Source organism: Bosea beijingensis, assembly GCF_030758975.1.
In the GTDB taxonomy this organism is placed as follows: Bacteria; Pseudomonadota; Alphaproteobacteria; order Rhizobiales; family Beijerinckiaceae; genus Allobosea; species Allobosea beijingensis.
Genome location: NZ_CP132359.1, coordinates 105,562 through 118,206, shown reverse-complemented (window position 1 = coordinate 118,206; position 12,645 = coordinate 105,562). Strand labels below are relative to the sequence as shown.

General features: G+C 67.9%; 12 protein-coding genes. 10 read left to right on the top strand and 2 right to left on the bottom strand.

All coding sequences use genetic code 11. The features are described from left to right. Positions 1-52: 52 nt before the first annotated feature. The gene (murB, locus tag Q9235_RS00580) at positions 53-979 is read left to right on the top strand and encodes a UDP-N-acetylmuramate dehydrogenase (RefSeq protein WP_306224827.1); all 927 of its coding nucleotides are present in this window, start codon (positions 53-55) and stop codon (positions 977-979) included. On the opposite strand, the gene Q9235_RS00575 is transcribed toward murB, so the two are convergent. Continuing rightward, entirely contained in the window at positions 954-1,841 is an 888-nt protein-coding gene (locus Q9235_RS00575) for an EamA family transporter (protein WP_306224826.1), read from the bottom strand. The two genes, murB and Q9235_RS00575, sit on opposite strands and share 26 nt — an antisense overlap. 117 nt (positions 1,842-1,958) lie before the next feature. Here Q9235_RS00575 and Q9235_RS00570 point away from each other — a divergent pair, with 117 nt between their 5' ends. The 8 genes from Q9235_RS00570 to recN all read left to right on the top strand — a co-directional run bounded on the left by Q9235_RS00570 (position 1,959) and on the right by recN (position 11,800). Then, positions 1,959-2,468 carry a MarR family winged helix-turn-helix transcriptional regulator gene (locus Q9235_RS00570; protein ID WP_306224825.1) on the top strand — a complete coding sequence of 170 codons (510 nt, stop codon included), beginning with the start codon at positions 1,959-1,961 and terminating at the stop codon, positions 2,466-2,468. Between the two features lie 121 nt (positions 2,469-2,589). Continuing rightward, positions 2,590-3,504 (top strand): D-alanine--D-alanine ligase, encoded by a 915-nt coding sequence (locus tag Q9235_RS00565; RefSeq protein WP_306224824.1) that lies wholly within the window; start codon positions 2,590-2,592, stop codon positions 3,502-3,504. 5 nt (positions 3,505-3,509) lie between these two features. Next, a complete protein-coding gene (locus Q9235_RS00560; RefSeq protein WP_306224823.1) occupies positions 3,510-4,472 on the top strand; it encodes a cell division protein FtsQ/DivIB in 963 nt (320 codons plus the stop codon). 32 nt (positions 4,473-4,504) lie between these two features. Beyond that, positions 4,505-5,800, top strand: coding sequence for a cell division protein FtsA (gene ftsA, locus Q9235_RS00555; RefSeq protein WP_306228061.1), 1,296 nt, complete (start codon positions 4,505-4,507; stop codon positions 5,798-5,800). A gap of 96 nt (positions 5,801-5,896) precedes the next feature. After that, positions 5,897-7,606 (top strand): cell division protein FtsZ, encoded by a 1,710-nt coding sequence (ftsZ, locus tag Q9235_RS00550; protein ID WP_306224822.1) that lies wholly within the window; start codon positions 5,897-5,899, stop codon positions 7,604-7,606. Between the two features lie 305 nt (positions 7,607-7,911). After that, positions 7,912-8,859 carry a UDP-3-O-acyl-N-acetylglucosamine deacetylase gene (gene lpxC / locus Q9235_RS00545; RefSeq protein ID WP_306224821.1) on the top strand — a complete coding sequence of 316 codons (948 nt, stop codon included), beginning with the start codon at positions 7,912-7,914 and terminating at the stop codon, positions 8,857-8,859. Positions 8,860-9,153: 294 nt separating this feature from the next. Continuing rightward, positions 9,154-10,047, top strand: coding sequence for an outer membrane protein assembly factor BamD (locus Q9235_RS00540; protein WP_422678336.1), 894 nt, complete (start codon positions 9,154-9,156; stop codon positions 10,045-10,047). A 70-nt stretch (positions 10,048-10,117) separates the two neighbouring features. Beyond that, the gene (gene recN / locus Q9235_RS00535) at positions 10,118-11,800 is read left to right on the top strand and encodes a DNA repair protein RecN (protein WP_306224820.1); all 1,683 of its coding nucleotides are present in this window, start codon (positions 10,118-10,120) and stop codon (positions 11,798-11,800) included. 5 nt (positions 11,801-11,805) lie between these two features. On the opposite strand, the gene Q9235_RS00530 is transcribed toward recN, so the two are convergent. Continuing rightward, entirely contained in the window at positions 11,806-12,372 is a 567-nt protein-coding gene (locus tag Q9235_RS00530; RefSeq protein WP_306224819.1) for an MBL fold metallo-hydrolase, read from the bottom strand. Between Q9235_RS00530 and Q9235_RS00525 the strand changes: the two genes are divergently transcribed. After that, positions 12,371-12,592: a hypothetical protein gene (locus tag Q9235_RS00525; protein WP_306224818.1), complete on the top strand. Its 222-nt coding sequence runs from the start codon at positions 12,371-12,373 to the stop codon at positions 12,590-12,592. The two genes, Q9235_RS00530 and Q9235_RS00525, sit on opposite strands and share 2 nt — an antisense overlap. Positions 12,593-12,645 lie beyond the last annotated feature (53 nt).

Below are 12,645 nucleotides of genomic sequence, written 5' to 3'. Positions count from 1 at the left end.
CCGCGCATGACGGGCTGTTCCGTCCCGGACCATCATGTTCTAAAGCGACACCATGCTCTTCGCAGACCTTTCCTCCGATATCCGCGCCTCGGCTCCCGATCTGAGAGGCCGGCTCCTTGCCAATCAGGAGCTCGCGGGACTGACCTGGTTCCGCGTCGGTGGCCCCGCGCAGATCCTGTTCACACCGGCCGATGACGAGGATCTCGCGTATCTTCTGTCGAAGCTGCCGGAGGATGTCCCGGTCACGGTGATCGGGCTCGGCTCCAACCTGATCGTGCGCGATGGCGGCATTCCCGGCGTCGTGATCCGGCTCGGCGGCAAGGCCTTCGGCGAGATCGCGCTGGAGAGCGGCGACCGTCTGCGCGCCGGCACTGCGGTGCCGGACGTCAAGGTAGCTCGCGCTGCGGCGGATGCCTCGCTCGATGGGCTCGCCTTCTATCGCGGCATCCCCGGCTCGATCGGCGGGGCGCTGCGCATGAATGCCGGCGCGCATGGTGGCGAGACCACGGATGTTCTGGTCTCGGCGCGCGGCGTCACCCGCAAGGGCGAGATCGTGACGCTCTCCCATGCCGAGATGGGCTTCACCTATCGCAACAGCGCGGCCTCGACCCGCGACATCATCTTCACCTCGGCCCTGTTCCAGGGCCGGCCGGGCGATCAGGCGGAAATCCTTGCCGAGATGGACCGTGTGACCTCCGCCCGCGAAGCGGCCCAGCCGATCAAGGAGCGCACCGGCGGCTCGACCTTCAAGAACCCCGAGGGCGGCAAGGCCTGGAAGCTGATCGATGCGGCCGGCTGCCGTGGCCTGCGCGTCGGTGGGGCGCAGGTCTCCGAGATGCACTGCAACTTCCTGATCAACACTGGCGGCGCGACGGCGGCCGATGTCGAGGGGCTCGGCGAGGAGGTTCGCCGCCGGGTCAAGGAGAGTTCCGGCTTCGAGCTGCAGTGGGAGATCAAGCGGCTCGGGGTTGCGGCGTAGCCGGCACGGCCGAGGCGCGGCGGCGCGACAGGATCATCCCGACGATGGTCGAGCCGAGCACGATCGCGATGCCCAGGAATTGCAGCGGGCTCAGCCATTCGCCCAGCAGCAGGGCGCCCAGAATCGTCGCCATGGTCGGGCTGAGCAGCCCGAGGAAGGCGACGCCGGCGCCCAGCGTGGTGATGCCCCTGATCCAGAGCCAGTAGGTCAGGGCGGTACCGACCAGCACGAGATAGGTCAGGCCGATTCCGTTCAGCGCGCTCGGCACCGACGGTATTCCTTCGACGATGAGCGCGACCGGCAGCAGGATCAGACCGCCGAGCGTGAGCTGCCAGGCTGCGATCGCGAGCGGCGAGCCCATCTTGCCCCAGCGCTCGATCAGCACGGTGCCGGTCGCCATCGAAGCGGCGCTTGCGAGGCCGGCGATAATGCCGAGCGCATCGAGCTTGGCATGCGGATCGAGCACCAGCAGGGCGACGCCGACGAGGCCGGCAAGCGCAGCGAGAAGCTGCCCGCGGCCCGGGCGCCGGCCGAGCAGGGGCCAGGCGAGCAGGCCGACGATCAGCGGCTGGATCGAGCTCACCGTAGCGGCGAGCCCACCCGGCAGGCGCGCGGCGCTGACGAAGAGCAGGGCGAAGAAGATGCCGATATTGGCGAGGCCGAGCGCCGCCAATGGCAGAAGCTTGTCGCGCGGCGGCAAGCCGGGCCCGAGGGCCATCAGCAACAATCCGGCCGGTAGCGCCCGCAGCGCGCCGACGAGCAGCGGATGATCCACCGGCAGCGTCTGGGTGAAGACGATGTATGTGGTGCCCCAGATGCAGGGCACGAGGATCGTGGTCAGCAAGGTCCGGTTCAGCGGCATTTCGGCCTCCGATGCGCGCCGCGCTTGGCTCTGGCGAGCACGGCTGCTAGTTTGATTTGATGCAAGATAATTTGATATCAAATTATCGGACGTGAAGTTACTTGGCAAGGAGCCGGAATGAGTCAGGAGCAAGCCGGTGGTCAGGGCGGCCCGATGGATTCGATCCTGGCTCAATGGCGGCGGGAGCGGCCCGATCTCGATACGAGCGTCATGGCGGTCTGCGGCGATCTCTGGCGGGCGGCGGACCGGGTGCGCGACGGGGTCGCCGCCAATCTCGTGGGCGACGAGCTCGACCTCGCCGGCTTCGACGTCTTGCTGACGCTGCGGCGGCAGGGCAAAGGGCGGGCGCTCTCGCCCTCCGAACTGGCCGAGGACATGATGATCTCGACCTCGGCGATGACCAACCGGCTCGACCGGTTGCAGAAGCGCGGGCTGATCGAGCGCCAGGCTGACCCGGCCGACCGACGGGCGCTGCGGATCGTGCTGACCGAAGCCGGCTTTGCGCTGGCCGACCGAATCGTCGTCAGCCATGTCGCGACCGAGGAGCGGCTGGTGAGTGCCCTCTCGGGGGAGGAGCGGGCAGAGCTCAGGCGGCTGCTCGCGAAGATCGGCGAGGCTCAAGCATAACGGGCTTGGCGCGGCTTCGAGCCGCTGCGCCGTGACCCCTCCCTAACGCCGGGCCCATCATGGTTAACTCCCCGTTAACCAAGTTTAACGAGGTTGGACGCATCGCAGGAGCGAAGCGTCGATGACCAGACATGTTGCAGTGCTGATGGGCGGCTGGTCCGTCGAGCGGGAGGTCAGCCTCAACAGCGGCGCGGCCTGCGCGCGGGCGCTGGAGAGCGTCGGCTATCGCGTCACCCGCGTCGACGTGCAGCGCGACATCGCCGAGGTTCTGGCGAAGCTCAAGCCTGACGTCGCCTTCAACGCCCTGCATGGCCGCTTCGGTGAGGACGGCACGATCCAGGGCGTGCTGGAAATCCTGCGCATTCCCTATAGCCATTCCGGCGTGCTGGCCTCGGCGCTCGCGATCCGCAAGGACCGGGCGAAGACAGTGGTGAAGGCAGCCGGCGTTCCCGTCGCGCATGGCGTGAACGTCTCGCGATTCGCGGCCGCCAAGATGCATGTCCTGCCGCCGCCCTACGTGCTCAAGCCGATCGACGAGGGCTCTTCCGTCGGCGTCGTGATCGTGAAGAAGGACAGGGAACACCCGCCGCAGGAAATCGCCCGGCCGGACTGGCCTTGCGGCGAGATGCTGCTGGCCGAAACCTTCATTGCGGGGCGCGAACTGACCTGCGCCGTGATGGGCGACCGCAGCCTCGGTGTGACCGAAATACAAGCCGCAACCGGCGAGTTTTACGACTACGACGCGAAGTATGCGAAAGGCGGCTCGATCCACATCTGTCCGGCTCAAATTTTACCGAAAATTTACCAGCAGATCGAAGAGTGTGCGTTAACGGCGCATCAAGCAATCGGATGCCGGGGCGTCAGCCGATCTGACTTCCGCTACCACGACGAGAGCGACACGCTCGTCTGGCTGGAGGTCAATACGCAGCCCGGGATGACCGAAACCAGCCTGGTGCCCGAGTTGGCTGCCCATGCGGGTCTGGATTTCGGTGAGCTCGTCAAATGGATGGTGGAGGACGCCTCCCTCGATCGGTGAAAGCGATGACGACGAAGACCGTTGCCATGCCCCGATTCGCGCCTGCCCGGCCGCTCTCCCGGCTCCCGGTCGCGCATGCCGCCCCCCAACTCCTGGTGGGTGAGCAGCGCCAGGGCCGCTGGATGCGCCGCTCGCGCCGCAGCGCCATCGCCGTGCCGCTGGCGCAGCGCCTGCCGCAGAGCCTGGGCACCTGGCTGGCGCTCGGTTTCCTCACGCTCAGCCTCGGCACGGGCTTCGTGCTCGGCGGCCACTGGCAGACCATGCAGGACAATTACGGCGAGCCGCGTCACATGTTCGCGCGGGCGCTCGGCTTCGGGATCGACCGCGTCACCATCTCCGGCCTCTCGGGCCTGTCCGAGCAGGAGGTCCTGGTCGCGGCCGGCATCGATTCGAAGACGTCGCTGGTGTTCTTCGATGCCGACGAGGCCCGCAAGCAGCTCGAAGCCACGCCGCTGATTCGCGAGGCCGCCGTCCGCAAGCTCTACCCGGGCGAGGTCTCGATCGCGCTGACGGAGCGCGAGCCCTATGCGCTCTGGCAGGTGAAGGGCGAGCTCTTCGTGATCGCGGCCGATGGCACGGTGATCGACAAGATGGACGACGGCCGCTTCGCCTATCTGCCGCTGGTCGTCGGCAAGGACGCCAACAACCGCGCTGCCGAATACCTGGCGCTGCGCAGCCAGGCCGGCGCCTTCGCCCAGCATATCCGCGCGGCGACGCTCGTTTCCGGGCGCCGCTGGAACCTGAAACTGGACAACGGCATGGATGTGCGCTTGCCCGAGACCAAGCCGGAAGCCGCGGTGCAGCGCCTCGTCTCGCTGGAGAGCGATTATCGCATCCTCGAAAAGGACGTGCTTGCCATCGACCTGCGCCAGCCCGACCGGGTGACGATGCGGCTCTCGGAGGAGGCTGCCGCGGCCCGCGCCGACCAGCTCAAGAGCAAGTCCAAGAAGAAGGGGGGCGAGGCGTGAACCACGTCACCTCCCAGGGTCTGACCCCGCGCATGCGTCCGCTGTCGTCGCGCAAGAGCGCGACCTTGTCGATTCTCGACATCGGCACCAGCAAGGTCGTCTGCCTGATCGCCGAGCTGAGCCCGGCCGAGACCAACGAACGGCTGCGCGGGCGCACCCATGTCGCGCGCATCATCGGCATCGGTCACCAGCGCTCGCTTGGTCTCAAGGGCGGCGCGATCGTCGATCTCGAAAGCGCCGAGCGCGCGATTCGCGCTGCCGTGGACGCGGCCGAGCGCATGGCCAAGGTCGAGGTGCAGTCGGTCATCGTCAACCTGACCGGCGGGCGCATCGGCTCGCAGCATTATGCGGCGAGCGTCGACCTGCGCTCCGGTTCCGTCGGCGACAGCGATGTGAAGCGCGTGCTCGCGACCGCCGCGACCCATGCGCTGCGGCCCGGCAAGGCCGTGCTCCATGCCCTGCCGACCGGATATGCGCTGGATGGAGTGCCGGGCGTGCTCGATCCGCGCGGGCTGATCGGCGGCAAGCTTTCGGTCGACATGCATGTCGTCGCCAGCGAGGCGGCCGCGGCGCGCAACGTCATGCTCGCGGTCGAGCGCTGCCATCTCGAAGTCGAGGCTGTTGTCGCGACCCCCTATGCCTCCGGCCTCTCGGTTCTCGTCGACGACGAATCGGAGATGGGCGTCGTCCTCGTCGATCTCGGCGGCGGCTCGACCTCGCTCGGTGTGTTCTCGGGCGGACATCTCGTCCATGCCGACGCGATCGCGGTCGGCGGCAACCACATCACCATGGACGTGGCGCGCGGTCTCTCGACCCGTGTCTCGGCGGCCGAGCGGCTGAAGACGCTGCACGGCTCCTGCATCTCCAGCGCGTCCGACGAGCGCGACATGATCGCCGTGCCGCAGGTTGACGACGACGAGCGCGACATGCCGAACCATCTCGCCAAGTCGCATCTGGTCAGGATCATCAAGCCGCGCGTCGAGGAGATCCTCGAACTGGTGCGCGACCGGCTGAACAATGCCGGCTTCTCGGCCCAGGCCGGGCGGCGCGTCGTCCTCACCGGCGGCGCCTGCCAGCTCACCGGCCTGCCGGAAGTGGCGCGGCGTATCCTTGGCGGCCAGGTCCGCACGGGGCGGCCGCTCGGGATCAAGGGCTTGCCGGAAGCGGGCAAGGGCCCGGCCTTCGCGGCTGCGGTCGGCCTGCTGGTCTATCCGCAGGTCGCCCATGTCGAGCATTTCGAGCCGCGCGCGGCCGGCGGGCGGCCGCTGATGACGGGGACGGACGGCTATTTCTCGCGTGTCGGGCGTTGGCTGAAAGACAGTTTCTAGTGAGTACGGCTCGTCCAGAGGGCGAGCCACGGCGTCAAACGTAGCAATCGGGACGGCTCCCGCCAGGCGCCGGACAAGGGATCAAAAGAGGCAACCATGGCGATGAATCTGCAAGCCCCGGACATCCGGGAACTGAAGCCCCGGATCACGGTGTTCGGCGTCGGTGGCGCCGGTGGCAATGCGGTCAACAACATGATCGAGGCCGGCCTCGACGGTGTCGACTTCGTCGTCGCCAACACCGATGCGCAGGCTCTCGCCCTGTCACGCGCCTCCCGCATCGTCCAGATGGGCCTGCAGGTCACCGAGGGCCTCGGCGCCGGCTCGCAGCCGGAAGTCGGCCGCGCGGCGGCCGAGGAGGTCATCGACGAGATCCGTGACCATCTGGCGGGCGCCCACATGGTCTTCATCACCGCCGGCATGGGCGGCGGCACCGGCACCGGCGCAGCTCCCGCGATCGCCCGCGTCGCCCGCGACATGGGCATCCTGACCGTCGGCGTCGTCACCAAGCCGTTCCAGTTCGAGGGCCAGCGCCGCATGCGCATGGCCGAGGCCGGCATCGGCGAACTGAACGAGGCGGTCGACACCCTGATCGTCATCCCGAACCAGAACCTGTTCCGTGTCGCCAACGAGACGACCGGCTTTGCGGACGCCTTCGGCATGGCCGACCAGGTGCTCTATTCCGGCGTCGCCTGCATCACCGACCTGATGGTGCGTCCCGGCCTGATCAACCTCGACTTCGCCGACGTGCGCGCCGTGATGCGCGGCATGGGCAAGGCAATGATGGGCACCGGCGAGGCGCAGGGCGAGAAGCGCGCGCTGACCGCGGCCCAGGCCGCGATCAACAACCCGCTGCTCGACGACGTCTCGATGAAGGGCGCGCGCGGCCTGCTGATCTCGATCACCGGCGGGCGCGACATGAAGCTCTACGAGGTCGACGAGGCCGCCACCCGCATCCGCGAGGAGGTCGATTCCGAGGCCAACATCATCGTCGGCGCGACCTTCGACGAATCGCTCGAAGGCACCGTGCGCGTCTCCGTGGTCGCGACCGGCATCGACAAGCCGATCTCCTCGCTGGTCGAGAACGACGACACCGAAGCCCGCATCGCCCAGGTCGCCGAGCGCCTGAAGGCCGAGGCCCGCCTGCGCAGCAACGCCGCCGTCGCCGCCGCCCGTCCGGTCGCCCCGCCGGCGCCCGTGATCGAGACCGCCCGCGTCGCCCCGGTTCAGATGCCGGAGCCCGCCCCGCTTGCCCAGGTCGCGCAGGACATCCGCATCGAGCCGGTGCAGCCGCGCCCGGTCATGGTTGCCCCGCCGGCGCCTGAGCCCGTCCACCATGCCGACCCGCACCTGCATTTCGACGAGAGCTTCATCCCGCCGATGCCGGAGCGCGCCGTCGTCCGCCCGACCCGCATGCCGCGCGTCGAGGACCTGCCGGCTCCCGGCCAGGCTCAGCTCAACGCGCATCGCGGCGCCCAGCCCGCGCCGCAGCCGCCGAGCTCCGTCGAGCAGAAGCGCATGTCGCTGATGCAGCGCCTCGCCTCGGTCGGCTTCGGCGGCCGCAAGGACGAGGAAGCCGAGCAGGCTCCGGCCCCGGCACCCGTCCGTCAGATGCCGCAGGCCCCGATGCCGCAGGCGGCCGCGCCGAGCGCCGCCCATGCCGAGTACATGCGCCGCCCGGTGCAGCAGCAGCCGGCCTCGCGCCCGGCCCAGGGGCAGCTCGACCCGCATGGCCGCGCCGCGCCGACTCGCTCCAGCGAGGAAGACCATCTCGAGATCCCCGCCTTCCTCCGCCGCCAGGCGAACTGACGGGGCAAGCCTCTCACGGCTTTTAACAGGACCCGCCGCGGCATCTCCGCGGCGGGTTTTCCGTTGTTAGAAAATGTTTATCTTTCAGCGCTTTATATGATCCGATCCGCCTGGGCAGCGCTGTAACACAGCGAAAGAAAGCGTGATTTTGAGAGGCGGCCCCAAAAGCTTATCTTGCGGCGCATCAGAACGACAGCGTCGCCGGGTCTGCTCCGGTGCCGGCCTTGGATAGACATCGCCGGACCGTGCCACCTTCGCCCTGGCGGAGAGCAGGCTGAACCCGGTGATCAGGATTGGATAACCGAATGACCTTCGATCGGCAGACGACCTTGCGGGCAGCCGTGACCCTGACAGGCATCGGCGTTCATTCCGGCGCTCCCGCCAGCATCTGCCTCAAGCCCTCCAGCGCCAATTCCGGCGTCGTCTTCCTGCGGACGGGCATCGAGGGCATGCCGCCCCAGCTTATCCACGCCAAGCACACCAAGGTCAGCGCCACCGAGCTCTGCACCGTGATCGGCGACCGCGGCCCGGCCTCGGTCTCGACCATCGAGCACCTGATGTCGGCCTGCGCCGGCATGGGCCTCGACAACGTGCTGGTCGAGATCGACGGGCCGGAAATGCCGATCATGGACGGCAGCGCCCGCGAATTCGTCGCCGCCATCGAGGCAGCCGGCATGACCACGCTCGCCGCGCCGCGCCGCTATCTCAAGGTTCTCCAGCCGGTCCGCATCGAACAGGGCCGCGCCTTCGCCGAGCTCGCCCCGGCCGAGCATGGCTTCCGCCTCGATGTCGAGATCGATTTCGACAGCGTCGTGATCGGTCGCCAGCGCAAGATCTTCGATCTCGATGCCCAGGCCTATGCCAGCGAGATCTCGAAGGCCCGCACCTTCGGCTTCATGCGCGATGTCGAGCAGCTCTGGAAGGCTGGCTTCGCCCAGGGCGCCTCGCTCGACAACACCGTCGCCGTCGGCGAGGACAAGGTGATCAACCCCGAGGGCCTGCGCTACGGCGACGAGTTCGTGCGCCACAAGGTGCTCGACGCGATCGGCGACCTCGCGCTCGCGGGCTATCCGATCATCGGCGAGTTCCGCTCCTATTGCGGCGGTCACCGGATGAACGTCCAGATCCTCCAGGCGCTGTTCGACGACCGCGCGAATTTCGCGATCGTCGAATCCCAGCCGGTCTTCGCGGCGCCGCGCGCCGTGCAGATGGCGGCGGTCGCTCCGGCTGCTTTCGCGCCGGATCTGCACTAAAACGCGGGTCAAGGCTGCTTCGCCTTCCATTTGCCGGGTTTTTGTCCCAGATGCCGCATCCGTGCGGAATCCCGTCATAACCGTTTTTCGGCAGTGGCGCGGGGGAAGCGTCTGAGGTAAGGCATGCTTCCCGGAGACTGGACCGCCATGCGTCCTAACCAGACGCAAAATGGCCAGCCTCGGTTTCAGCATCGGATCATCCCGAAAAGTGGCTTCCGCTTTTCGGCCCGATGCCTGAGGGACGATCGAAAGAGGACGGACGACGTGAGCGTGACGCGGCAAAGCCTACCGGCAATCCATCGCGGTCTTTCGCAGCGCAGGGGTATCGCCCTCGCCCTGGGCGCCGCCTTGCTGCTTGGCGGCTGCGATACCCTGTCGTCGCTCAACCCCTTCGACAAGCCCGAGGTCTACAAGCCGGACCTGACCGAGCCGACCCCGGCCGACAAGCTCTATAACGAGGGCCTCGCCCGTCTGCAGAACGGCGACAGCGAAGGCGCCTCGAAGAAGTTCGAGGACATCGACAAGTCCGCGCCGTTCTCACCCTATGCCCGCAGGGGCCTGCTGATGACGGCCTACACCAATTTCCAGGCCAGCAAGTGGGAAGAGGCGATCACCGCCTCGAAGCGCTTCATCGCCCAGAACCCGGCGAGCCCGGACGCGGCCTATGCCCAGTACATCCTGGCGATGTCCTATTATAACCAGATCCCGGACGCGACCCGCGATCAGGAGCGCACCGGCCAGGCGATCCAGGCGCTGGAGCAGCTCATCGCCACCTATCCGAAGTCGGAATACGTGCTCGACGCCAAGGAGAAGCTCCTGGTGGCGCGCGACCAGCTCGCCGGCAAGGAGATGAATGTCGGGCGCTACTACCTGGAGAAGCGCAACTATACCGGCGCGGTGAACCGCTTCCGCGAGGTCATCATCAAGTACCAGACCACGCGCCATGTCGAGGAGGCGCTGATGCGCCTGGCGGAGGCCTATATGGCGCTCGGCATCACCAACGAGGCGCAGACGGCGGCGGCCGTGCTCGGGCACAATTTCCCGGACAGCCCGTGGTACAAGGACGCCTACAGCCTGCTGCAGAGCGGCGGCCTGGAGCCGCGCGAAGATCGCGGTTCCTATATCAGCCGCGCCTTCCAGGGCGTCTCGCGCACGGTTGGCGGCATCATCGGGATCAACCGTTTCTGACGGATAGGGCGCCCCTTGCATGACGGGCCACGGGCGATCCTGCCAGATCCGAAAATGGGGTTGAGCGCCGATGCTGGCGCAACTCTCGATTCGCGACATCGTCCTGATCGACCGGCTCGATCTCGGCTTTCATGAGGGGCTGAGCGTGCTCACCGGCGAGACCGGCGCCGGCAAGTCGATCCTGCTCGACGGCTTCGCGCTCGCGCTCGGCGGGCGCGGCGATGGCTCGCTCGTGCGCCATGGCGAAGCGCAAGGCCAGGTCAGCGCCGTCTTCGACCTGCCGCTCCAGCATCCGGCGCGCAAGCTGGCGCAGGCGCAGGAGATCGACACCGATGGCGATCTCATCCTGCGCCGCGTGCAATATGCCGACGGCCGCACCCGTGCCTTCATCAACGACCAGCCGGTCTCGGTGCAGATCCTGCGCATGGTCGGCGCCGCTATCGTCGAGATTCATGGCCAGCATGACGACCGCGCTCTGACCGATCCGGCGCAGCACCGCACGATTCTCGACGGTTTCGGCGGGCTGGAGGCGCAGGCCGAAGCGGTCGCCGGAGCGAGCGAGACGTTGAAGCGGGCACGGCAAGCCCTGCAATCGCAGCGCTTGCGCGTCGAGGCGGCGCGCAAGGAAGCGGATTTCCTACGCCATGCCGTCGAGGAACTCGGCAAGCTTGCGCCGCAGGCCGGCGAGGAGGATGCGCTCGCCGCAACCCGACAGGGCATGATGCAGGCCGAGAAGGTCGCGCGCGATCTCAACGAAGCCTATGAGGCGGTCGGCGGGCAATCCTCTGCCATTCCGACGCTGGCCGCCGTGCTGCGCCGGCTGGAGCGCCGGGCGAGCCAGGCGCCGGAGCTGGTCGATCCCTCGATCGCGGCGCTCAACACCGCGATCGTCGCGCTGGAAGAAGCCGGCGAGGCGCTCGCCGCCGCGACACGCGCGGCCGAATACGATCCGCGCGAGCAGGAGCGTATCGAGGAGCGGCTGTTCGCGCTCCGGGCCGCGGGCCGGAAGTACGACGTGCCGGTCGACGGGCTCTCCGTGCTGGCGGCGACGATGGCGAGCGATCTCGCCGCGCTGGACGAGAGCGAATCGTCGCTGTCACGGCTTGAAGCGGAATTGAGCGAGGCGGAAGCCGCTTTTGTCGGGCTGGCGCGAGCCTTGTCCGAGGCGCGGCAGGCGGCTGCGGCGCGGCTCGATGCCGCTGTGAAGGCCGAATTGCCGCCGCTCAAGCTGGAGCGGGCTCGCTTCATCACCCGCATCGACAGCGACGAGAACGCGCGCGGGCCGGAAGGCTTCGACAAGGTCGAGTTCTGGGTCGAGACCAATCCGGGCACGCGGCCGGGGCCGATGATGAAGGTCGCGTCCGGCGGCGAGCTTTCGCGTTTCATGCTGGCGCTCAAGGTCGTTTTGGCCGAGCGCGGCTCGGCTCCCACGCTGGTCTTCGACGAGATCGATACCGGCGTCGGTGGCGCCGTGGCCGACGCGATCGGCGAACGACTGGCGAGGCTGGCTGGTCGGGTGCAAGTGATCTCGGTGACGCATGCGCCGCAGGTCGCGGCCAAGGCCGGGCAGCATTTCCTGATCGCCAAATCGGCGGGGGAGGGCGAGGCCTCGCGCACGGTGACGCGGGTCACGGCGCTGGCCGACCAGTCGCGGCGCGAGGAGATCGCGCGGATGCTGGCCGGCGCCTCGATCACCGAGGAGGCCCGCGCCGCCGCCGGCCGCCTGCTGGAAGCGGCGGGCTTGCGTAGCTGAAGCCGTCAGGCCGGCTGCAATTCGTAACCTGCGCCCTTCTTCACGACCCGCCTGAAGCCTTCGACATGCCCGCCGGAGACGAGCCAGTTCTCGTGCGTGGCGCGTTCCAGGATGCCGCGGCGGGAGGCGAGCGCGGTCGCGGCGTCGAAATCATAGACGAAGCCGATATCCGGGTCGGAGGCCTGGAGATCGGAGAGATGCAGCGCATCGCCCCAGAGCAGCAGGCTCTCGTCCGCGCCCTCGATCAGGTACCCGCTATGGCCGAAGGTATGGCCGGGCAGGGCGATCAGTGAAATGCCGGGCCGGGCCGCCCCGGCTGGAATGGAGCGGATGCGGCCGGCATAGAGTTTCTTTAGCGTCGCAGTGATGGCGAAGGCGCCCTGCTTCTTCTCGGGCGTCCGGGCGCGATTGGCCTCGTCGCCGTAGAAGCCGAAATCGGCCTCGGGCACGGTGATCTCGGCATTCGGGAAAAACGGCTTGTCGCCGTCGAACAGGCCGAGCGCGTGGTCGCCATGGAGATGAGTGATCAGGATATGGGCGACGTCCTCGGGCGCGATTCCGGCGGCGGCCATGGCGGCCGGGGAGATGGCCCATCGCCGCGCCCCAGGACGGGCCGGTGCCTGCATCGATCATCGTGATCCCATCCCGGCCCTTCAGCGCGAAGCAGTTGACGATGATGCTGACCTTCGGCTTGCCCCAGCGCGTGACAGCCTCGTCGCGCGCCGCCTCTCCATCGGCATGGATCAGAACGTCGAGCGGCGCTTCGAAGACACCGTCATGCAGGATCAATAGCTCATAGGCGCCGATGCGGCGGGCATGCTGGACCATGGCTGTTCTCCGCTTCG